We start from the raw sequence: 22,693 nt of genomic DNA, 5'->3' as shown, positions 1-22,693 counted from the left end.
GGATTATGAGTCCGCTGCTCTAACCAGGCATGAGCTAGAGGCCCGCGCCGGCCTGGATCGCGGTGCGTCCGAGGCCGGAAGTCCGGGATTATCGCATACCGCGCTGTGTTCCGGCCCGCGCGCCGGCGGTGTGGGGCGGTCTCGTGGGAGGAGGGACTTCATCATGAGGGACGCATTTGAATAGGGCGGTTGTCGGCGTCTTTCAAAACATGGTTTGAAACAAGGTTATTGCATGGCTGTAAATTGACAATGATTAAATCGACAGAAAGGGTTTTATCCTTTTTTAATGTCGGTTTTCAAGTCCGGGACGATGGGGATCGTTACTTTTCCGGGAGAGGGCAGAAAGCATGTCGAAATATATCGAATGCGGACGAATGGCGTATCGGGGTTTTAAATACGGGCGATCAGTTCTCGACATTTTTTTGTAAAAAATCAATCTTCTGCGCATTGTGTTTCGCAATCGCTTTTTGTGTATGATTTTCGGGTGCGCCGATCAAGCAGCGGCAGGTTTCAAAACATCGGCAGCGGTCTTCCGATTCGGGCCGCCAAGAAAACAGCCACAAACCGGGAAGCTTTCCATGCGTCATTTCTTTTTTTTGCGTGCCGCGCTGATTGCGCTGATGCTGTGCGGCTCATCCTCAGCTTTGGCTCTGTCGATGACCCGTTTCTCGCCCGAGGGCATGATGGCCCGCATTCTTCAGGTGCAGGCGGATTTCGATGAGCCTGCTGTGGCACTGGGTGATGAACGAGCCGCTGATCCGTTCCTGGTCGTTTGCGATGGCGAGCAGGTCAAAGGCGCAGGCCGATGGGTCGATTCGCAGCACTGGGTCTATGCCTTCGACAATCCGCTGGCGGGCGCCGTGTCTTGCCAGGCCAGACCGAATCCGGATTTTCGCGACTTGCAGGGCCAGCCTTTCGCCGAAGACACGCGCAGCTTTTCCACCGGCGGGCCGCGGGCCCATCTCCTGCGACCCTGGGGGCGGATTGCGGAGGATCAGGTCTTTGTGCTTCGGTTCAATGCATCCCCGGATACGCAGTCGTTGCTGGAACACAGTTATTGCGAGGTCGAGGGGCTGGGCGAAACCGTGCCGACGCGGCTGGTGACCGGCCAGGACCGCACGCAGATTCTGACGCAGGTCGTCGGCGCCAATTCCAAAGCCTGGGAGGATGTCCGGCTGTTGCAGTGCAAACGCCAGTTGCCCGCCGCCGCTCGAGTGGTGCTGGTGATTGCGCCGGGCGTGCTCTCGGCGGGCCGGGATGGCCAGCCGGGGGTGCGGGCCATCGAGGGATTCAAAAGGGATTTCAAGGTTCGTGATGCCTTTCGGGCAACGATGAGCTGCACGCGCACGAACGCTCGGGCGCCGTGCTCGCCCTTGTTTCCCATCCGGCTGAATTTTTCCGCTTCGGTATCGCGCGAGCAGGCATCGCGCGTCGTGCTCGAAACCCCTCAGGGGCCGCGCACCGCGCAGCAATTCAGTCCCAAGGCCGATGCAACAGAAGAATTTTTCGACACCCTGGAATTCCCGCCGCCTTTCGATGAGCGGTCGGTGTTGACCCTGAAGCTGCCTGATGCCGTGCATGATAATTCGGGCAGGCGCCTGAAGAACGCAAACCGCTTTCCCCTCGAGTTCGAGATGGATGGCATGCCGCCGCTGATCAAATTTGCCTCCGGGGAATTCGGGATTGTGGAGCGCTTTGCAGAGGGGGTGCCGGGCCAGAGCCTGCCTGCCCTGGCGCCCCTGGCTTTACGCCGGATCGAACCGCAATTGCAGGCCGAGGAACTGCTGGTATCCGCCGGCGAGGTGCGTGATCAGGTCATCGTGGATGACGTCCAGGCGCTGCAATGGTATGCCAGAGTCCGGGATCTCCAGTCGGGCTCGATGACGAAGGCTCAGTTTTCCGACCGGATGGCGCTGACCGAGCCGCGTCGGAAAAAGGAGAGCGAAACCAGGATCGATGTGCGTGCGCTTTCGATGTTCGATTCCATCGAGGCGGTCTTGGCCACGCCCCGGCCCGGCGGTGTCGCCGTGGAGGGACAGGAGACGCAGGCCGTAGATACCGTCCGGACGCTGAAACTGCCCGGGATCCGGGATGCGCAGGGCAAAGATATCGAGATGGTCGGGGTGCCTTTGCCTGAGTCCGGTCTGCATGTGCTCGAAGTCGCCTCGCCCCGTCTGGGTGCTGCGCTGCTGAAAGGCGGAGACTCGACACAGGCCGCGCCAAAGATGTATGTGCGTTCGGCCGTACTGGTCACGAACCTGGCGGTTCACCTGAAGGCCGGTCGTGACGATACCCTGGTCTGGGTCACGACGCTGGATCAGGGGCAGCCGGTCGCGGGGGCCCGGATATCGGTGCTCGATTGCGATGGCCGGCGTCTGCTGGGTGGAGAGACCGACGCGCAGGGGCTGTGGCATGTGAACACGCCCGTGCCCACGGAGATGTACTGCTCGGGGACGCGGCAATCCGGAGTGTTCGTCACGGCGCGGATCGGAGCCGATCATCCCCAGGCCTACGGCCAGGCGGATTTTTCTTTTGTCTGGTCCAGCTGGAATGGGGGAATCGAGCCCTGGCGCTTCAATGTGCCGTATGAGCATTCCCGCCGTCCTGATGTGGTGGCGCATGCGGTACTGGACCGGACGCTGCTGCGCCGGGGCGAGACGGTTTCCATGAAACTGTTTGTGCGCCGTCTGGGGCGCAACGGCGTGGAGACCTTGCCCGCCAGCAGCCTGCCCGATCGGGTGACGCTGATGCACAGCGGCAGCGGCGAGACGCAGGAGCTCCCTCTGGAAGGATGGCTGACCAACGCTGGTGGAGGACAATACGCCTTGCTGGATTACAAGATTCCGGACAAGGCCAAACTGGGCTCCTATTGGATTCAGATTCCCGTCAAGGCCGACTCGGACTGGACCCCGACGCTGAATGCCGGTGATTTCCAGGTCGAGGCCTTCAAACTGCCGCTCCTGACCGGATCGCTGAAAATCTCGGATGAGGCCGCGCAGGGTGGCGGGCCTCTGGTGGCGCCTCGATCGGTGCGGGCTGATTTGCAGCTGTCCTGGATTTCGGGCGGCCCGGCGCGCGATCTGCCCGCGACCCTGTCGGCGGTGGCGAGGCCCCTGATCCCCGGTTTTGCCGGATATGAAGATTTCAGTTTCGGCATGCAGGGGCGCTCGATGAATGACGAAGAGATCGAGATGTCCGAGGAGCCGGCCGCCGACAGTCAGCGACGACTGATTCTGGACCGGCGGGCCCTGCGCATGGACAGGCAGGGCGGGGCGCGCGTGGATCTGACTGATCTGCCGCTTTCCTCTGATCCGCAGTCCTGGCTGTTCGAGGCTTCTTTTGCCGATCCTTCCGGAGAAATCCAGACGCTGGCCCAGACGGCACAAGTCTGGCCCTCGGCGGTGGTTGTCGGCTTGCGCACGGACAGCTGGATAGCGCGGGGTGAAAAATCCAGCGTCACTTTGCTGGCGCTGGATACGGCAGGGCGGCCGCAGGCGGGCATTCCCGTCCAGCTCGATGGACGGGTCCGCACCACTTACACCACGCGCAAACGGCTGGTGGGCGGGTTCTATGCTTACGATTCTCATGAGCAGATCGCTTCGCTGGGCACCCTATGCCAGGGTAAGACCGACGCGGAGGGCAAGCTGGCATGTTCGATCAGCCTGGACCGTGATGGCGAGATCGAATTGTTTGCTCAGGCGCAGGATGCGCAGTCGCGGATGTCGCAGGCATCGATTTCGATCCAGGTATGGGGGGATGAAGCCTGGTTTGGCGAGGGTAATGACGACCGGATCGATGTGATTCCCGCCAAGGCCGACTATAAGTCCGGCGAGACCGCTGAATTCACGGTGCGCATGCCGTTCCGCCAGGCGCGCGCCCTGGTGGCGGTGGAGCGCGAGGGTGTGCTGGAAACCCACCTGGTCGATCTGAATGGCGACAAGCCTGTCGTGCGCCTGCCGGTCAGCGAAAAATGGGGGCCGAATGTGTATGTCTCGGTGCTGGCTGTGCGGGGCCGGATCCGTCAGGTGCCCTGGTCTTCGTTTTTCGAGTGGGGCTGGCGCCATCCGCTGGACTGGATGGATGCGCGTTCCGCCCGGTCCGATCAGGTTCCTGAGCCCACCGGGCTGGTCGATCTGGCCAAGCCGTCCTTCCGTTTCGGCCTGGCCAGTATCCGGGTGCACAATGAATCCGATCGTCTGCAGGTGCAGGTCAAGTCTGACCGCGATGTCTATCAGGTGCGCCAGCGCGCCCTGGTTCGCATTCAGGCGACTCAGCCGGATGGCAAGCCGGCCGCCGGCGCCAGCGTGACCTTTGCCGCTGTGGACGAGGCTTTGCTGGAATTGCGCGATAACGACAGCTGGAATCTGCTGCAGGCCATGCGCGTGTTCCGTGCCTATGGGGTGGAAACTTTCACCGGGCAGGGCCAGGTTGTCGGCCGCCGGCACTATGGCCGCAAGGCTGTGCCGGCCGGCGGGGGCGGGGGCTTCAATGCGACACGGGAATTGTTCGACACGCGTCTGCTGTGGCGCGGCGACCTGACCCTGGACGCGCAGGGCCAGGCCACACTGGAGGTTCCGCTGAATGATTCGCTGAGCCGTTTCCGGCTGGTGGCCGTGGTCGATCAGGGGCCTGACATGTTCGGCACCGGCTTCACGGACATTGTCAGCAATCAGGATCTGCAAGTGGTTTCGGGGTTGTCCCAGGTGATCCGGGAGGGGGACCGCTATCAGGCCCGGGTGACGGTGCGCAACCGGACCTCGCGGATGATGGCGTTGTCGCTTTTGGCGACTGCGGCTTCTGAGGGGGGGGCCGCGCAGACGCTGCCGGAGCAGGCGCTGCGGCTCGAACCGGGGGCGGCGCAAACCGTGTCCTGGCCCATGACGGCGCCCGTCCTGCCGGGTTTGTCGGCGACCGGGGTACTGAACTGGCGTTTCGAAGCGCGGACGACCGAGGGCGAAAAGGCGACGGATCGAATCAAGGTCAGCCAGATGTTGCTGCCTGCTGTGCCGGTGACGGTGCGCCAGGCGACGCTGCTGCAGGTCGTGGAAGGCCGGCCTCAACAGGTACCGGTGATGGTCTCGGATCAGGCATTGCTCAATGCTGCCGGTGTGCCGCGCGGGGGGGTCCAGGTCAATCTGCAATCCAGCTTGGCGGGATCCATGCCGGGTGTGCGCGACTGGCTGCTGGCCTATCCCTATACCTGCGCCGAGCAACTCAGTTCCAAGGCGGTGGGGCTGCGCGACAAGGCGGGATGGAAGGTGTTGATGGCGCGCCTGCCGGATTATCAGACCGAGTCCGGCCTGCTCTCGTTTTTCCCGGGAGGGAACGGCAGCGTGGTTCTGACGGCCCATCTGCTGGAAATCTCCACCCGGGCGAAAGCGCTGGATGAGGCGTACGACATCCCCGCCGAAGTTCGAGGGAGCATGATCACGGCCTTGCAGAACTACGTGTTCGGCCGCCAGCAGGATCAAGGGTGGGCACCCGAAGGAAGTCTGTACTGGCGCAAGTTGGTCGTCATCGATGCGTTGGCGCAGGCGGGCTATTGGATACCGGGCATGGTGGACAGTTTTGCGAAGGATGTCAGCGACTGGCCGACCCCTGCCGTCGTGACCTGGCTGTCGATCATCCAGCATGTGGGGCTGGTCGATCGCCTGGCGGTGCCGGCCGAGGCCGTGCTGCGTGCCCGTCTGTCCCGGCATGGCACCACGCTGGTGCTGGCCGATGATTCTGCGGACGAGGGCTGGTGGCTGATGAGCAATCGCGCCACCGCGCAGGCCCGCCTGTTGATGACGGTGATGGATCGGCCCGGTTGGCGCGAGGACTTGCCGCTGCTGTTGAATGGCCTGCTGTCGATGCAGCTCGAGGGCGCCTGGACCACGACGGTGTCCAATGCCCTGGGGACCCTGGCGGTGGAACAGTTCGCCCGCAAGGTCGAGTCCCATGCGGGTGAAGGCGCGGTGCGCGTGGCCTTGCCTCCGGGAAATCCGGCTGAATTCCGCTGGGCAGACATGCCCCTGACGGAAGGCATCCGGCACCAGTCCGTGGATCTGAACTGGCCTCAGGCGCGCAAGGGCACGGTGGAAATCGCCCAGCAGGGGCAGGGCAGCGGCTGGGCGACGGTTTCGGCGCGCGCCGCAGTCCCGCTGTCTCAGGCTGTGGATGCCGGATTGCGGGTCGAGCGCACGATCATCCCGGTGTTCAGGGCTCAGAAGGACCGCTGGTCGGTGGGTGACGTCTATCGCGTGCGGCTGAAAATCAACGCGCGCGAGCGCTTGTTCTGGTCCGTGGTCAGTGATCCGGTTCCGGCGGGCGCTTCGATTCTGGGCAGTGGTCTGGGGCGGGATTCCAGTATCGCGACCAGCGATGAGGCGCGGAACGACTGGAATCAGCCCAGTTTCATCGAGCGTGATGCGGGCGTGTTCCGTGCTTACTATGAGGTCATGACGCGAGGGGAGCGTACCGTAGAGTACACCGTGCGCCTGAATGTGCCGGGGGATTATCAGCTGCCGCCGACACGTGTCGAAGCTCTGTATCAGCCGGATGTGTTTGGCGAGAGGCCCAATGAACCATTGCGTGTGGAGCTTTCGCCTTGAAGGACGGCGTCCGGTCTCGATGAGTGGAGCGCAGTCTTGATGAGTGGAGTGCAGCTTTGATGAGTGGAGCGCAATCTCGATGAGGAGGGGAGCAGCCTCGATCAGGGGCCAGGGGCAATATCTTTTGCGGGCCGTGATGCTGCTGAGCCTGGGATTGTGTCTTCAGTCCCGGGGTTGGGCGCAGCCTCCTCAGGACGTCTTCCCGCGGGACTATGCCACGGTCCGGGCCGCCTGGGTCCCCTCGGATACGCGGTTGCTGGCCTCGGACGGGCAGGAACTGCAGCGGCTGCGGACGGACTTTTCGAGCCGTCGCGGAGATTGGCTGCCCTTGAGCGGGATTTCGGCGGCATTGCAGCAGGCCGTGGTGATGGCCGAGGATCAGCGTTTCTACGAGCACGGCGGTGTGGATTGGCTGGCCAGTGCCTCGGCGGCCTGGTCGGCTGTCTGGGGATCGAGCCCCCGGAGGGGCGCTTCGACCTTGAGCATGCAAGTGGCCGCCTTGCTGGATCCGGCGTTGCAGCGCGGGCCGGAGGGGCGCGACCTCCTGCAGAAATTCGATCAGATGCAGGCGGCCCGGCTGCTGGAATCACGGTGGACCAAAGCCCAGATTCTGGAAACCTATCTGAATCGGGCCGCCTGGCGGGGCGAACTGATCGGCGTCGATGCGCTGTCCCGGGTCTTGTTCCAGAAACACGCGTCGGGCCTGACTTTCCGTGAGTCTGCCTTGGCGGCCGTGTTGTTGCGCGGACCGAATGCGTCCATCCAGACTCTGGTCCGGCGAAGCTGCGCCCTGTGGCGTGAGCTGGATCCGTCAGGCGACTGCGAAGGGCTGCGGGATTTTGTCCAGATTGTTCTGTCGCGAGCTCATGAGGTGCGTTTCGACGCGCAAGCGCTGGCGCCGCATTGGGCCCGGCTGTTGCGGAATGCCGGCCTGGCCGATGCACGGGGCGAGATCCGGTCGACGCTGAACCGTGGGCTGCAGGAGACCGCCGTGCGTTCTGTCCAGCGGCACTTGAGTGAATTGCGCGACACCGGAGTCACGGACGCGGCTGTCGTGGTGCTCGACAATCGCAGTGGCGCCGTTCTGGCCTATGTGGGCTCATCCGGCGGCTTGTCCGAGGCCGCCGAGGTGGATCATGTGCAGGCCATCCGCCAGGCGGGCTCGACCCTGAAGCCATTCCTGTATGGTCTGGCGCTCGACCAGCAGCGCCTGACGGCCGCTTCGCTGCTGAACGACAGTCCGCTGGGACTGGATGGCGGCGGCGGGCTCTATGTGCCGGATAATTACGATCATCGTTACGGGGGCTGGGTCAGTGCGCGCACGGCGCTGGCCTCGTCATTGAATATCCCCGCAGTGCGGACCTTGATGCTGGTCGGCCCCGACGAACTGGCCAGCCGGCTGGTCGCTCTGGGGCTGCCGCTGACCGAAGGCGGCGATTACTACGGCTACAGTCTGGCGCTGGGCTCGGCGGACGTGACGCTGCTGTCCTTGAGCAATGCCTATCGGGCCTTGGCGCGTGGCGGCAATTACGCGCCCGTGAATCTGCTGGCGCAACCGGGCAGCGGGCCTCAGGCGGGCGTTCAGCTTTATTCTCCCGAGGCTGCCTGGATCGTCGGCGACATGCTCTCCGACCGCAGCGCGCGCGTTCGGACGTTTGGCCTGGACAGCTCGCTGACCACGCGCTACTGGACGGCGGTCAAGACCGGCACCAGTCGAGACATGCGCGATAACTGGTGCGTGGGCTGGTCGACTGACTACACGGTGGGCGTATGGGTGGGCAACAGCGCCGGGAACAGCATGCGCAACGTGTCCGGGGTCACCGGGGCCGGTCCCATCTGGCATGATGTTTTTGACTGGCTCTATCGCAATCGCCCGCCCGCGTCGCCGTCCAGGCCTGCGGGGGTCGAGGCCCGGGCCATTGTGTTTGGCGGTCATCTGGAGCCCCGCAGGACCGAATATTTTCTGGGCGATACGGCCCAGAGCCGGTTCATGCCGCCCGAAGCGGGCGCCGAACCCGGCTTGCCCCGGATTTCCGAGCCGGTGGACGGCACGGTGCTGGCGCTGGATCCGGATATCCCCTGGGATCGCCAGCGCTTGCGTCTGAGGGCGGTCGATGTCCGCTCTCGGCCGGTCACCACAGATGTGCGCTGGTTTCTGGATGCGCGTTTCTATGGCGAGGGCACGGTGCCCGATTGGGCGCCGCGGACGGGCGTTCATGTCTTCGAACTGCGGGATCGCCGTGACACCGTGCTGGATCGGGTCCGGATCGTCGTCCGGAAGGGATCGTTCACGATCGGCGCGGCAAGTCCGGCGGGTGTGGATGCGGCTGCCGGGTTGGCGGCGGGTGCGTCTAGTGCCGCAAACAATCCTTGAATATCATCAACAGGCCGCAAACGATCCTTAAATATTGGTTACCGCAAAATATGCCATTATTTAGAAATGAATCAAATAAATGGGAGGAGGGGTAATGCCCACCAAATCGCGCTTTGGATTGAAATCTTGGATGAAGGCCCTGGCAGGCGCTTCGCTGGTGATTCTGGCCGGTTGCCAGACGATGACTGCTTCGCAGGGAGGATCGGGTGGGGATGGCGGTATCGCGCCGCCCACGGCGGCATCGCCCAATGTAAGTCAGGCCGCTTCGGCGCAGTCCGAGCGTCCTGTCACCGAGAATCAGAAGGCCGCGAATCTGCGCGTGTTTCTCGCAGATACGCAGTCCCGCTCTGGCTGGACGCCCGTCACCCTGAAGCCGTCCGGGACATTGTATGTGCAGCCCAAGCCGGTGATCAGCCGCAGCGATCTGCGCGGCATACAGTCGGCGACCGATCAGAAGGGCGGCGGTGTGCTGGTGCTGTTCCTGAATGATGCCGGTGAACGCAAGATGCGCGAGGCCATGAAGGCCAATCCCGGCCTGCGTCTGGCGCTGGTCGTGGGACACACCATGCTGGCCGCACCGAGCTACACCACGCCCATTACCAAGCCGCAACTGGGTTTCAGCGTGGGATCGGCGCGGAATGCCGAGCTGGCCGCGCGCGCCGTGGCCGGGGTCAGTCAGGAGACGGACAAGTCCTTCGAAAATTGACCGGCGCCGGTCAATTCGTGCAAGGGGGCGCCGGCGGACGTGCCATGCGTCGTTTTTTCGACGCATCCGTGTGCGTTGCGCCGGTTTTGCTTGCTCTCATGACATAGGATCGGTCAAAATACGCGCATTGCGTATATTGAGACTGATCATGACGATTTCCCAGCAAGTCTTCCTGCGCGACGCGATGCGCCGTCTGAACCTGACGCGCGATGTATTCGCGGCGCGTATCGGTGTCAAGCGACGTGCCCTGGATACCTGGCTGTTGCCGGAGGGCTCTCAGGAAGCCCGCTCCATGCCGGAGGTCGTTTCCCGTTTTGTCACCGAGATCGTGGAAAACGGCGCGCTCATGGAGAAATACGCGCAAAGCGCACAATCCGGGCCTTTGCGTGATCGTATCGCCATCGAGAACAAGCATCAGTTGCTGTCGGTCGATCAATTCACGCGCGAATCCGTGGAAGAACTGTTCCGTGTGGCCGACCTGATGCAGCCCATCGCGCGGCGGCGCAAGGTCTCCCGCGTCCTGGAAGGCGCCGTGCTGGGCAATCTGTTTTTCGAGGCCAGCACGCGGACGCGGGTCAGTTTCGGTGCGGCCTTTTGCCGCCTGGGCGGCTCGGTGTGCGATACGACCGGTTTTACCTTTTCGTCCATGGCCAAGGGCGAGTCGATCTACGATACCAGCCGTGTGATGAGCGGCTACGTGGACGCCATGGTGATCCGTCACCCTGAAAAAGGCTCTGTGGCCGAATTCGCGGCCGCGACCAACATTCCGGTGGTCAACGGCGGCGATGGAGCAGGCGAGCATCCCAGTCAGGCGCTGCTGGATCTCTACACCATCCTGACGGAGTTCTCGCGCCTGGGCAAGTTGCTCGATGGTGCGCATATCGTCATGGCCGGTGATCTGAAATACGGCCGTACGGTGCATTCGCTGATCAAGCTGCTGGCCCTGTACCGTGGCATGAAATTTACCCTGGTGTCTCCGCAGGGCCTGGAAATGCCGGAATCCCTGCTGGATCAGGTCAGCCGCAATGGACACGTCGTCGAACAGACCCATGATCTGGCGGCCGGACTGAAGGGCGCCGATGTGGTCTATGCCACCCGGGTCCAGAAAGAGCGGTTTTCAGGCGAGAATCTGGAGGGGTATTCGGCGGATTTTCAGGTCAATCGCGCCATCGTCGATGCCTGCTGCGGCCCCGACACCATCGTGATGCATCCTTTGCCGCGCGACAGTCGCGAGGGTGCCAACGATCTGAGTATCGACCTGAATCATGATCCGCGCCTGGCCATTTTTCGCCAGACGGATAACGGGATTCCGGTGCGCATGGCGATCTTTGCCGTACTGATGGGCGTCGAGGGGCTGGTGCAGCATTCGCTGCGCGATGTGACCTGGACGCCGCCGTCGCATGTCGGGCCTGACGACAGCGTGTTCCACGGCATCGATTGATCGGACGATCGGGCGGCGAGGGGCCGCCCGAACCGGAGTTCCTACAGCGCGTCCCGGTCCAGCGTGACGCGCAGGATCTGCTCTTTGGCGCCCTCGACGAACTCTTCAGGGTTCCACTGCTTGTTGAATCCTTGTTTCAGGCCGACGTACAGCGCACTCTCATCGGCGGCCAGCGCCATCATGTTGGGGAACACAGAGGCGGGAATCTGCTGAGTGATCTTGTAGGTCTTGCCGTCCACGACGCTGATGCGGCCGCTGCGGAAATTGCTGACGTAGATTTCGTCGTGTTTCGGGCTGTACGACAGTGTGACTCCGCCTTCCCCGGTCGGGACAAAGGCCAGTTGCTTGCCGCTTTTGCGGTCGAACACGTACAGGCCATCCTGTTCGTCCTTGGCGTCGGGCCGGGGCTGGTGGATGAATTGCGAAGCAAAAATGCGATCACCCTTGGCGTCGACGGCCAGTCCCACCAGGTTGTTCACACGCGGCCTGACCTTGTCGTCCAGAGGGATGGTGTGGACGACTTTGCGCGTGACGGGGTCGATCTCATTGATATAGTCGGACCCGGCGGTGAAGATGCGGCCGGTGCCGCGATCCATGTGCAGCGCATAGCCGACCGAGGGGAACGCGTTCTCGACCTCTCCCTTGATTTGCAGCGTGTCGTCGTCCAGGATCAGCAGGCGGTAGAACGAGCGGTTTTTGCCGTTTTCCTTGGCGTTGCCGATGTAGGCGGTGAACAGTTCGCCGGTCCGTTCACTGTGGACGATATGGCGCAGGTGTTCGCGCTTCGGCTCGCTGGGATCGACATGCAGCCGTTCGCTGGTCAGCACCACCTTGCCGGTCTTCGGATCGACCTTGCTGATGCGCAGCGATGCGGCCTGGGTATGGCCGACGTACAGCCATTGGCCCTTGGCGTCCTGTGTCAGCGAGAACGCGCGGTACGGCATGGGGTAGCGGCCCTTGATGTCCAGCGTCTTGCCGTCGAAGGCATACAGGTAGCCCAGATTGTCGGCCCGGCGCACACGGTCCATGACCGAGGCGAACACCTGACCGGTGGGGGCGTTGTATTGCAGTTCGTACACGCCTTCTTCGGGATGTTCCAGATAGTTGGTGCTCATCCAGAGCCGGTCCTTGGAGGATGACGGCGGCGATGCGCCGAAGGCGGCGGTGGACAGGCAGAGCGCCAGGGTGGCGGTCAGGATGGCGGTGGTGCGTCGCGATGATGGCGGGTGGGAGGTGTTACGCATGGAAGTCCTTGCTGAGGGTCGGAGGGAGAAATCGATGTCGTTCAAAGACCTGTCCACAGGTAGTCGGCGTGACGGCCGTCAAAGCCGGCCGATGCCTCCGTCAGCAGCAGGACTTTGACCTTGGGGAAAACCAGGCCCGCCTGCAGGTCGCGCAAATGGACGAGGACGCCGAGGGTCTTCAGGGCATGGATGTTGCCGGTGAACAGGATGGCGGGTTTGGGGGCGCGCAGCAGGGTTTTCGCCATGCGCCGGTCGCGCTGCATCTGCACCGCGATCATGCCGTCGAGCCTGTCGTCGTCGGCGCGCATTCCGTGGCTGTCGACGATGAGATCCTTCAGTGTGCGGACGATCGCGGGATCGCTGCTGGGTGCGCCGGCCGGTCGCGCGTTGCTGCGCAGGATCTGTTCGACTTCGGGGCGATCGAGGTTGGCGGCCAGCACCGGCGCCGTTTGTGCCATCAGCGCGGTGATGAGCCCGCCGTACTGGCGCCACGGCCAGCGGCGGTTCCAGACAAGTTGCGCCTGCAGCGCATCATCGGTGGGACGCGTCACCGGGAATGCGCGCTGCGTCGCGTCGAGGCGGGCTTGTTGCGAGGCGGTGGCCATTTCCAGCACGTAGCTGCCCGCGGGACGTCGCAAGGGCAGGGTGCGGACCACCCATTCCTCGATCAGGTGATGAGCGCGCGCATCGTGACGTTCTCCAACGATGACAATGTCGGCCTGGGCAAGCTCATCCAGCAGCGCGTCCGCAGTCAGGGTGCGGCCTTCGGTCCCTGACAGGATTTGGCCTTGCTGGGCGGTCTGAGCCGGAGCGGCAGCCTGTTGATCGGGATCTGGCAAGTGCTGGCAGGCGGTCAGCAGCAGGACCAGCAACCCGCAAGCGAACCGCCGCGCAGCGGCGGACAGCGGGGAGGAGCGGAGCGTGGCGCTTGTCATTTGAAATTGAAGATTAGCATCAAACCAGAATGATTATCAATTTGATATTGAATCAATATAAAAAGAACTGTTTTGCTCGATGCCGGATGCCTGAGCTGTCCTGAATGCCGCCAGAGACTGGAAAAGGCGTGGTTGCCCGCCGGATTCATGGGCTGCCCGGACGAGGGGCTCATGCTGTCGATGGGCCGCCTCAAAGCAAAATGCCCCCTCTCGGGGGCAGCAAGATGCGATGCGAGGCCTTTTTCTTACTTGGTGTCGTTCTTCATCCCGCCCAGTGCCGCCACCAGGTCGTCCAGCATGCGCGCCAGTTCGCCGGTCATCAGGGCGAAGTCGGCCTCGAACTGTTCGGCCTCATTGGCGGCCTGAGCGTCCTGGTGCTCTTTCAGCACGTCCAGCGGCGCGACGCGCTTGATGTCCAGATTGTCCGTCAGCACGAACGACACGCGGTCGTTCCAGGTCATGGCCAGCCGGGTGCATTGCTTGCCTGCCTGGATGTGGCGGCGGACCTCGTCCAGTTCAACCGATTGGCGCACATAGCGCACCGTGGCGCGTGATTCGCCGGTGGAGCGCAGTTCCGTGTCCTGATCGATCGAAAAGCCGGCCGGCGCTTCGTCCTCCGACAGCCACAGCGTCATGGCGGCCCCCGGCGACATCTCGGCGTGCAGCGGCACAATGGGGAAGGGGGTGAGCGTTTTGGCCAGCAGGCCCAGCACCTCGTCGCTGCGCGCGGTCGCTGCGGCGTCGATGGCGACCCAGTGGTTTAGCGTGTCGATCCAGATGTGCGTATCGTGGGCGATGACGAAGGCGCGCGGCAGCAGCTCCATGGTCATCTGCTCTTTGATCTCTTTCATCTGCTTGCGCCCGGGCTTGTAGCCTTGCTGCTCTTCGATCTGTTGGGCGCGGGCGCGGCTGGCCTGATTGACGACCGTGGCGGGCAGCAGTTTTTTCTCGGTCTGCAGGCGCAGCAGGATCTGGCCATGCTGCGCGCAGGCCAGACCGCCGTCTTCACGCGGGGGCAGCCATCCCGACACCTGGCTGTCCTGACTGCCGCCCGGCTGGAAAGCGAGCGGCTCCAGGGCCGCCTCGAGATCGGCGGGGTGCAGGGTGGTGTTGGGTGCGAGACGATAAAGCTTGAGATTCTTGAACCACATGATCTTGTACGGCGTGCCGGCGGGCGGCGATGAAATCGGGCCTTGATTGTACGCGCAAAATCACGAGCGGCCGGGCGGATGGCCGGGCGGCAAGCAGCCAGTGGCGTTTTCGGCAAGGCGTCCGTCGCGTGGGACGGAACCGTGGATCGATGTCCGCCGTGACGTCAAAGACCGCGCTTTCGATCTCCTGGATCAGCTTGCCCTGAGGGCGGGCAAGCTGAAAGTGCAGGCCGCACAGCGCACCGCGTGCCGACGGGCGGACCTGACGCTCGATGTCGAGACCACATCCTGATCGTAGAAAAACGGATCAGCCCCAGTTTAGCCGGCGCGTCGGGATCCATGCGCCATCCGGACCCATGCATAAATCCCTGCATGATGATTTCGTTCGCTTGAGGACGTGAATGCCGGTCGCTGCGCCGTAAAATGGAGCGCGTGCTCCGGACAGGCCGGCGGCCGAACGATGATCAGAGGTAAGCACGATGTGCGGTTTGGTGGGGTTTCTGGAGGGCGGTCGTGGAAAAGACACGCGCGAGGCCGCCGTCATCCTGGAACGCATGGCTGACACGATCGTGTCGCGTGGCCCGGATGATTCAGGCGCCTGGGCCGAGGGCGCGGGCATTGGACTGGCCCACCGGCGCCTGTCGATCCTGGATCTCTCGGCAGCGGGACACCAGCCCATGAGCGGGCCTTCGGGGCGGCATGTGATCGTGTTCAATGGCGAGATCTATAACCACCTGGCATTGCGCCGGGAACTGGAGCAGTCCGGTCAGGCGCCCGGCTGGCGCGGCCACTCGGACACCGAGACCCTGTTGGCGGGTTTTGCGGCCTGGGGCGTGCGGGCGATGGTGGAGCGCTGTATCGGCATGTTCGCCTTTGCCGTCTGGGACACGCAGACAGGGGTGCTGACCCTGGGCCGGGATCGCCTGGGCGAAAAACCGCTGTATTACGGCTGGCAGGGCCAGGGGGCCAATGCCTGTTTCCTGTTCGGCTCCGAGCTCCAGGCGCTGCGCGCGCACCCGCGCTGCGGATCGGATATCGACCGCGATGCGCTGTGCCTGCTGATGCGACACAACTACATCCCGGCGCCGCACACCATCTACCGTGGTCTTTTCAAGCTGCCGGCGGGCTGCCTGCTGACGGTCTCGCAGGACCGTCGCGAGCCGCAGGTCGAGGCCTACTGGTCGCTGGCCGAGGCCGCCGTGTCCGGCTGCCGCGCGCCTTTTGCGGGCTCCGACCTGGAGGCGACCGACGCCCTGGAGACCCTGCTGAAGTCCGCCGTTCACCAGCAGATGCTGTCGGATGTGCCTCTGGGCGCCTTCTTGTCGGGAGGGATCGATTCCTCGACCGTGGTGGCGCTGATGCAGGCCCAGTCGGCACGGCCGGTCAAGACATTTTCCATCGGTTTTCACGAGCAGGGCTATAACGAGGCGGAGCATGCCATGGCGGTCGCCCGGCATCTGGGCACCGACCACACGGAACTCTACGTCACCCCGGAGCAGGCGCTGGATGTCATTCCCAGGCTGTCGGCGCTGTACAGCGAGCCTTTTGCCGATGCCTCCCAGATCCCGACGTTTCTGGTGTCGCAGCTGGCGCGTCAGCACGTCACCGTCTCGCTGTCGGGAGACGCGGGCGATGAACTGTTCGCCGGCTATGGCCGTTATACGCGCAATGCCCGGCACTGGGAAAAAGTCGCCCGCATCCCGTCCGGCTTGCGGCGGTTGGCGGCAGGCGGCATTCGCGCCCTGTCGCCTCAGGCCTGGGACACCGTGCTTGGCCCGTTGCGGCCCGTGCTGCCCGGTGCGCTGCGCACGACGCCGATCGGGGAAAAACTGCACCAGGGCGGTCGCATGCTGTCGGCCAGGCGGATCGATGACCTGTACCTGCAATCGATTTCCCGCTGGGAGCCGGCGCAACTGGTGATCGGCGGGCGCGAGCCGTCGACCTGGTGGCGCGGCAATCCCTTGCCGCTGGACGGTCTGGACGAGGTGCAGCGCCTGATGGCGCTGGACGCCATGATCTACCTTCCCGATGACATTCTGGTCAAGGTCGATCGGGCCGCCATGGGCGTCTCACTTGAAAGTCGTGTGCCGTTCCTGGATCACCGGGTGGTGGAGTTCGCCTGGCGGATTCCCCAGACCATGAAGCAGCGTGACGGCGCGGCCAAGTGGATTCTGCGCCAGGTGCTCTATCGGCATGTGCCCCAGACGCTGATCGAACGGCCCAAAAGGGGTTTCAGTGTACCCATCGATGACTGGCTTCGGGGGCCGCTGCGCGACTGGGCGGAGAGCCTGCTCGATGCGTCGCGCCTGCGGCGGGAGGGCTTCTTTCGTCCCGAGCCGATCCGGCGGACATGGGAGGAACACTTATCCGGACGCCGCAATGGCCAGTATCGCTTGTGGAGCGTGCTGATGTTCCAGGCATGGCTGGACACAAAATAGGCCGGCGCATGGCGCCGGCCTGATCGGCTCCGCCGTTCGGGTGGCGGGCCCGTGCGCGTCGCGGCTGTGGCGCGCGATCCTGGTGGCGCGGGGCCTGCCGTGAGGGCAGGCCGCCGGCGGCGGTCAGCGCACCGCGTCCAGGAAGTGCATGTGACGGTGGTACTGGTCGAGGACGTCATGGATGACTTCTTCTTTGCGCCAGCCCATGATGTCGTAGTCCTGTCCGCCTTCGCGCAGATGCACTTCGGCACGATAGAACTTGTCGCCGTTTTCGCGCTGCCGGCGCGGGTCTTCCAGCACGAACGACGGCGGATTGTAGGGCTGGGGACGGATCAGATAATAGAAATCCATTTCCTGTCCATGACCCACTTCCAGCCAGACGCGGCCGTCATCGCCGATTTCGGTGCGCGCGGGCAGTCCCTGCTTTTGCAATTCCAGTGCGACCTCTTCCAGTGCCGGGCGGACCTTGTCGCGCAGGAAGGTGATGACCTCCTGACGGCGCGGTTGATGGACCAGGGCGCGCAGACGGCCTTTCCAGTCGGCGCCGGCCATGGAGCCCGGCGCTGTGCGCGCGTCGCGGATCGCTTCGCGTTTGGCGACGTCCAGCCGCATGGCCCGCAGCATCCCGACGCAGGCCAGGATCATGACCACGGTGAACGGCAGGGCCGAGGCGATGGTGCCGGCCTGAAGCGCCGTCAGACCGCCCGCCACCAGCAGGGCGACGGCAATGGCACCGACCAGCAGCGCCCAGAAAATCCGCTGCCAGACGGGGGATTCGCCCTCATCCTTGGACGACAGCATGTCGATGACCAGCGCGCCCGAATCGGCCGACGTGACGAAAAAGATGACGACCAGCAGCGTGGCGATGGTGGACGTGATGCTTGACAGCGGCAGCCGTTCCAGGAAACCGTAGATGGCGACCGAACTGTCGGCCGAAACCGCGTCGACCAGGGGGCCGGCGCCATCGGCCAGAATCATGTTCAACGCCGTGTTGCCGTAAATCGTCATCCACAGGAAGGTGAACCCCAGTGGCACCAGCAGCACGCCGATCACGAATTCGCGGATCGTGCGCCCGCGCGAGATGCGCGCGATGAACATCCCCACGAACGGCGACCATGCGATCCACCAGCCCCAGTAGAACAGCGTCCAGCCTCCGATCCAGTCGGTGGGCTGGTAGGCGTACAGATTGAACGTCATATTGAATACGTTCGACATGTACATGCCGGTGTTCTGGGCAAAGGCTTGCAGCAGATGGACAGTGGGTCCCGTCACGAGCACGAAGACCAGCAGCGAGATCGCCAGGATCATGTTGAACTCGGACAGACGGCGCACGCCGCGATCCAGGCCGGTGAAGACGGACACCGTGGCGATCGCGGTGATGCCGGCAATCAGGGCGACCTGAACGCTGATGCTCACGGGCGTGCCGAACAGATGCTGCAGTCCGGAATTGATCTGGATGACACCCAGCCCCAGCGAGGTGGCCAGACCGAAGATCGTGCCCAGCACGGCGAAGGTATCGACGGCATGCCCGATCGGGCCGTTGATGCGCTCGCCGATCAGCGGATACAGCGAGGAGCGGATGCGCAGCGGCAGGCCGTGGCGGTAGCCGAAATAGGCCAGTGACAATGCGACCACCGCGTAGATCGCCCAGGCGTGGATGCCCCAGTGAAAGAACGTGATGCGCATGGCCTGGCGGGCGGCCTCGATGGTCTGCGGCTCACCGACCGGCGGTTTGGCGAAATGCATGACCGGCTCGGCCACGCCGAAATACATCAGGCCGATGCCCATGCCAGCCGCGAACAGCATGGCGAACCATGTGCCGTAGCTGTAATCCGGCGTGCTGTGATCCGGCCCGAGCTTGAGCTTGCCCAGGTTGCTGAACCCCAGGACCACGACAAACACGAGAAATCCGGCCACCGACAGCACGGTGAACCATCCGGCATCGTTCGCCACCCAGGACTTGGCGGCGCCAAACAGGCGCTGGGTCCATGCCGGCGCCAGGAAGGACAGCGACACGAGCGCAAGCACCAAGCCTGCGGAAGGATAAAACACTTGCGGCAGGATGCCGCCGGTACGGGGTTTGGGTTTCGATATTTCGGCTTCCCTCACTCGGACTCCATTTTTCTATTGTTTCTGACAGCCATAAAGTGTAAGCGATCAACCCGCCGGCTGCCTGCGCACGCCTGTGCGTGATTGATCCGGGACAAGGTGAGCCGAGATCGTTGCCGGTGCGGAGGAGATGGCGCGAGGCCGGAAGACGCCGTGCGAGGGCGTCGCGAAGCGGGCGGCTCGAAGCGGGCGGGAAGAGGCGGGAAGAGGCGGGCGCTCGGGCGCACCGACAAAAAAAGCGGCCCGGACAAGGCCGGGCCGGGAGGGGCATCTGCCCACGCACACGAAAAAGGAGTTCGCGGGGGGCGCGGGCAGTGGTAGCCGCTGGAGGAACATCCGGACGAACAAAGGGGGAACCAAGCGTCCGGACGACCATCGGCGTACGAGGCCATTCTAGGGCGGTGTGCCTGACGGAACTCTGAATTCGCGCCTGATCCATAGGCAAGAATTGCAAAGATCCTCCAGCCCTGTGTCGCCCATCTTGCGCGGATGGACATGCGCGCTGCGCCAGGCGTCTCGCCCATCCTGGTTTTTGATGGCCTCACGACGCCTTGAGTCGTGTGAACGGACCCTAAGGCGCATTCAGGTCGTTGTCCCGGGTTTCCTTGACGAAAAGCAGGCCCACGACCAGTGTCATCAGACACACGGCGACCGGATACCACAGGCCGTCGTACATGTTGCCGGTGGTGGCCACGGTCGCGAAGGCGACCGGGGGCAGAAAGCCGCCGAACCAGCCGTTGCCGATGTGATAGGGCACGCTCATGGAGGTGTAGCGGATCCGCGTGGGGAACATCTCCACCAGCATGGCGGCGATGGGGCCGTAGACCATGGTGACCTGCAACACCAGGAAAAACAGCAGCAGCAGCACCATGGTGAAGTTGATCTGGGAGGGGTCGGCATAGGCGGGATAGCCGTGACTGCGCACGGCCCGCCGCAGTTCGTCCTGGAGCGCGGCATTGCGCCGGGCGAATTCGGCGCGGGGCAGGGATGTGCCGTCGAAGGCCTCGATGCGCTGTTCCCCTACCAGGGCGTAGGCCGTCGTGCCCTCCGGGGCGGGCCGGTTCACGTAATGGACCGAGTGGCTGGCCATGAAGGTCTTGAGCAGATCACAGGCGCTGGTAAAAGACGCGATGCCCACCGGGTTGAATTGCAGGGAGCAGTCCTGCGGGGCGGCGACGATGGCGACGGGGGCCTGGTTCTGGGCGCGCTCCAGGGCCGGGTTGGCGTAGTGGGTCAGCCCCTTGAAGACGGGGAAATAGGTCAGGGCGGCGATCAGGCAGCCGGCCATGATGATCGGCTTGCGGCCGATCCGGTCCGAGAGCGCGCCGAAAACGAGAAAGAAGGGACAGGCCAGCAGCAAGGCCAGGGCCACCAGGATGTTGGCGATATTGGCGTCTACTCCCAGGGTCTCGGTCAGGAAATACAGCGCATAGAACTGGCCGGTGTACCAGACCACGGCCTGGCCGGCCGTCAGGCCGATCAGGGCCAGCAGGATCAGGCGCAGGTTGTGCCAGCGGCCGAAGGCCTCTTTGATGGGCGCGCGCGAAACCAGGCCTTCGCTTTTCATGCGCGTGAAGGCGGGCGATTCGTGCAGGCGCAGGCGGATCCAGACCGAGATCACCAGCAGCAGCACGGAGATCAGGAACGGCACCCGCCAGCCCCAGGCGTCGAAGGCCTCCTGGCCCAGGGTCGCCCGAGTGCCCAGCACCACGACCAGCGACAGAAACATGCCGATGGTGGCTGTGGTCTGGATCCAGCTGGTAAAGAAACCGCGCCGGCCCTGCGGGGCGTGTTCCGCGACGTAGACGGCGGCGCCACCATATTCGCCGCCCAGCGCCAGGCCTTGCAGCAGGCGCAGCAGCAAAAGGATCATGGGGGCCGCCGTGCCGATCGAGGCCGACGAAGGCAGCACACCGACCAGGAAGGTGGACAGCCCCATGATCAGAATCGAGATGACGAAGGCGTACTTGCGCCCGACCATGTCGCCCAGCCGGCCGAACACCAGGGCGCCGAAAGGGCGCACGGCAAACCCGGCGGCGAAAGTCAGCAAGGCGAAAATGAAGCCCGCCGTGGGATTGAGTCCGGAAAAGAAATGCTGGGCGATGACCGAGGCCAGCGAACCGTAGACGTAGAAGTCATACCATTCGAAAACCGTGCCCATCGAGGAGGCGAGGATGACGCGGCGTTCTTCGTGGGTGGTGGGACGGTTGGCTTCGTCCATCGAGTCGTGCGAAATGGGTCGGGCTCGGTTCATGTACGGGTCCTGGGCACATCGTCGCGGGGGAATGAAACACGCAGCCGGGTCCCGGCGCTGACGGGATCCCGGTGATTGCCCGGCGGCAGAAAGGCGATGGTGGCGTGATGGTGTTCGGCAACCTCGCGCACGATGGCCAGCCCCAGCCCGCTGCCCTCGGCGCCGTGGCCGAGGATTCGATAGAAACGGTCGAAGACACGTGATTGCTCTTCGGGTGGGATGCCCGGGCCGGAGTCCTGGACTTCGAGGCAGACGCGGTCGCCTTCGGCCAGGGCGCGCACGGTGACCCGCCCCCCTTCCGGGGTATAGAGGAGCGCGTTGTCGATCAGGTTGTTCAACAGTTCGCGGATCATGACCGCATTGCCGAAAACCGGCAGGGGATCGCCCGACGGTTCGAACCCCAGGTCGATGCGGCGTTTCAGGGCGGTTTCGACCCATTCGAGCGTACAGGTTTCGGCCAGGGGCAGCAGATCGAGCAGCTCGGTGGTGCGCGACTGGGTCGGATCGATGGATTCCGCCCGGGCCAGCAGCAGCAGCTGGTTCACCAGCCGGGTGGCGCGCTGGGATCCGTTGATCAGTTGTTGCAGGCTGTCGCGCATGTGCTCGGGCTCCTGCTCGCGCAGCGCCAGTTCGCATTGTGTGCGGATGCCGGCCAGCGGCGTCTTCAATTGGTGGGCTGCGTTGGCGACGAAACGTCGCTGGGATTCGATGGAATCGGACAGGCGTTGCAGCACGTTGTTCATGGACGCGATCAGGGGCACGATCTCGGCGGGGGCGAGATCGTCGCGGATGGGGGACAGGTCGCTGGGTTTGCGCCGTCGCATGTGTTCCTGGAGCAGACTGAGCGGCTCCAGGCCCTGGGTCAGGCCCAGGCCGGCCAGCATGGCGGCCAGCGGCAGGATGATGAGCTGGGGGGTCAGCATCCCGGTGAGGATTTCCTGTTGCAGTGTGGCGCGCGCCTCGGCCGGCTCGGCCACGACGGCCAGAAAACCAGTGCTGTCCTGGTCGCGTCCCCCCCAGACGTAGGCCATGCGGATCGACTGGTGGTTCTGGGTGGCGTGGCGAAAGCGGATCTGGTCGATGTCGTAGTTCCAGTTTTCCGGTGTGGGAATGCTCGGATCACCCGCCAGCAGACGGCCGTTGGCATCGAGAATCTGCCAGCTGGTCGCCGCCTCGTCCGTGCCGCCGGCCAGGACCGTGCGGGCGGATTCGGACAGCATCACGCCGTTGGCGAGACGTTGCTGTTCGACCTCGTGGCGCAGCAGGCGAAGATGGCTCGACAGCGTCCGGTCGTAGGGCGAGTTGGCAATGTTCAGGGAAATGAAATAAGTGATGACGATGCCGATCGACCAGAGGACGAACAGCGGCACGATCATCCACAGCAGGATGCGGCCCAGCAGGGTCGCACGGCGACGGCGGGGCCTGTGCGGTACCGAATCGGCGAACAT

11 protein-coding genes are annotated in these 22,693 nt (G+C 63.9%); 5 read left to right on the top strand and 6 right to left on the bottom strand.

Annotation, left to right across the window (positions count from 1 at the left end):
* Positions 1 to 578: 578 nt before the first annotated feature.
* From ACK5JE_RS09275 to ACK5JE_RS09260, 4 genes are all read left to right on the top strand, one after another.
* Positions 579 to 6,593, top strand: a complete 6,015-nt coding sequence (locus tag ACK5JE_RS09275) for an alpha-2-macroglobulin family protein (RefSeq protein ID WP_416801408.1) — start codon at positions 579 to 581, stop codon at positions 6,591 to 6,593.
* A gap of 136 nt (positions 6,594 to 6,729) precedes the next feature.
* Complete coding sequence (pbpC, locus tag ACK5JE_RS09270) at positions 6,730 to 8,967, top strand: penicillin-binding protein 1C (protein ID WP_416801407.1); 2,238 nt, start codon at positions 6,730 to 6,732, stop codon at positions 8,965 to 8,967.
* A gap of 94 nt (positions 8,968 to 9,061) precedes the next feature.
* Entirely contained in the window at positions 9,062 to 9,673 is a 612-nt protein-coding gene (locus ACK5JE_RS09265) for a hypothetical protein (RefSeq protein ID WP_416801406.1), read from the top strand.
* 148 nt (positions 9,674 to 9,821) lie between these two features.
* A complete protein-coding gene (locus tag ACK5JE_RS09260) occupies positions 9,822 to 11,114 on the top strand; it encodes an aspartate carbamoyltransferase (protein ID WP_416801405.1) in 1,293 nt (430 codons plus the stop codon).
* A 41-nt stretch (positions 11,115 to 11,155) separates the two neighbouring features.
* On the opposite strand, the gene ACK5JE_RS09255 is transcribed toward ACK5JE_RS09260, so the two are convergent.
* From ACK5JE_RS09255 to ACK5JE_RS09245, 3 genes are all read right to left on the bottom strand, one after another.
* On the bottom strand, positions 11,156 to 12,358 hold the full coding sequence (locus ACK5JE_RS09255; protein WP_416801404.1) for a hypothetical protein: 1,203 nt from the start codon (positions 12,356 to 12,358) through the stop codon (positions 11,156 to 11,158).
* Positions 12,359 to 12,399: 41 nt separating this feature from the next.
* Positions 12,400 to 13,293 carry a ChaN family lipoprotein gene (locus tag ACK5JE_RS09250; protein WP_416801403.1) on the bottom strand — a complete coding sequence of 298 codons (894 nt, stop codon included), beginning with the start codon at positions 13,291 to 13,293 and terminating at the stop codon, positions 12,400 to 12,402.
* A 245-nt stretch (positions 13,294 to 13,538) separates the two neighbouring features.
* Positions 13,539 to 14,444 carry a recombination-associated protein RdgC gene (locus tag ACK5JE_RS09245; protein WP_416801402.1) on the bottom strand — a complete coding sequence of 302 codons (906 nt, stop codon included), beginning with the start codon at positions 14,442 to 14,444 and terminating at the stop codon, positions 13,539 to 13,541.
* A gap of 479 nt (positions 14,445 to 14,923) precedes the next feature.
* Here ACK5JE_RS09245 and asnB point away from each other — a divergent pair, with 479 nt between their 5' ends.
* Entirely contained in the window at positions 14,924 to 16,882 is a 1,959-nt protein-coding gene (gene asnB, locus ACK5JE_RS09240; RefSeq protein ID WP_416801401.1) for an asparagine synthase (glutamine-hydrolyzing), read from the top strand.
* 123 nt (positions 16,883 to 17,005) lie between these two features.
* Here the strand turns inward: asnB and ACK5JE_RS09235 are convergent, their stop codons facing one another.
* From ACK5JE_RS09235 to ACK5JE_RS09225, 3 genes are all read right to left on the bottom strand, one after another.
* Positions 17,006 to 18,991: a BCCT family transporter gene (locus tag ACK5JE_RS09235; protein WP_416801400.1), complete on the bottom strand. Its 1,986-nt coding sequence runs from the start codon at positions 18,989 to 18,991 to the stop codon at positions 17,006 to 17,008.
* Between the two features lie 571 nt (positions 18,992 to 19,562).
* Positions 19,563 to 21,245, bottom strand: coding sequence for an MFS transporter (locus ACK5JE_RS09230; RefSeq protein WP_416801399.1), 1,683 nt, complete (start codon positions 21,243 to 21,245; stop codon positions 19,563 to 19,565).
* Entirely contained in the window at positions 21,242 to 22,693 is a 1,452-nt protein-coding gene (locus tag ACK5JE_RS09225) for a sensor histidine kinase (RefSeq protein ID WP_416801398.1), read from the bottom strand. The genes ACK5JE_RS09230 and ACK5JE_RS09225 overlap by 4 nt, the downstream gene beginning before the upstream one ends.

The organism is Castellaniella sp., assembly GCF_047971665.1.
Taxonomy (GTDB): domain Bacteria; phylum Pseudomonadota; class Gammaproteobacteria; order Burkholderiales; family Burkholderiaceae_B; genus Castellaniella.
This window is presented reverse-complemented; position numbering and strand designations above follow the sequence as displayed.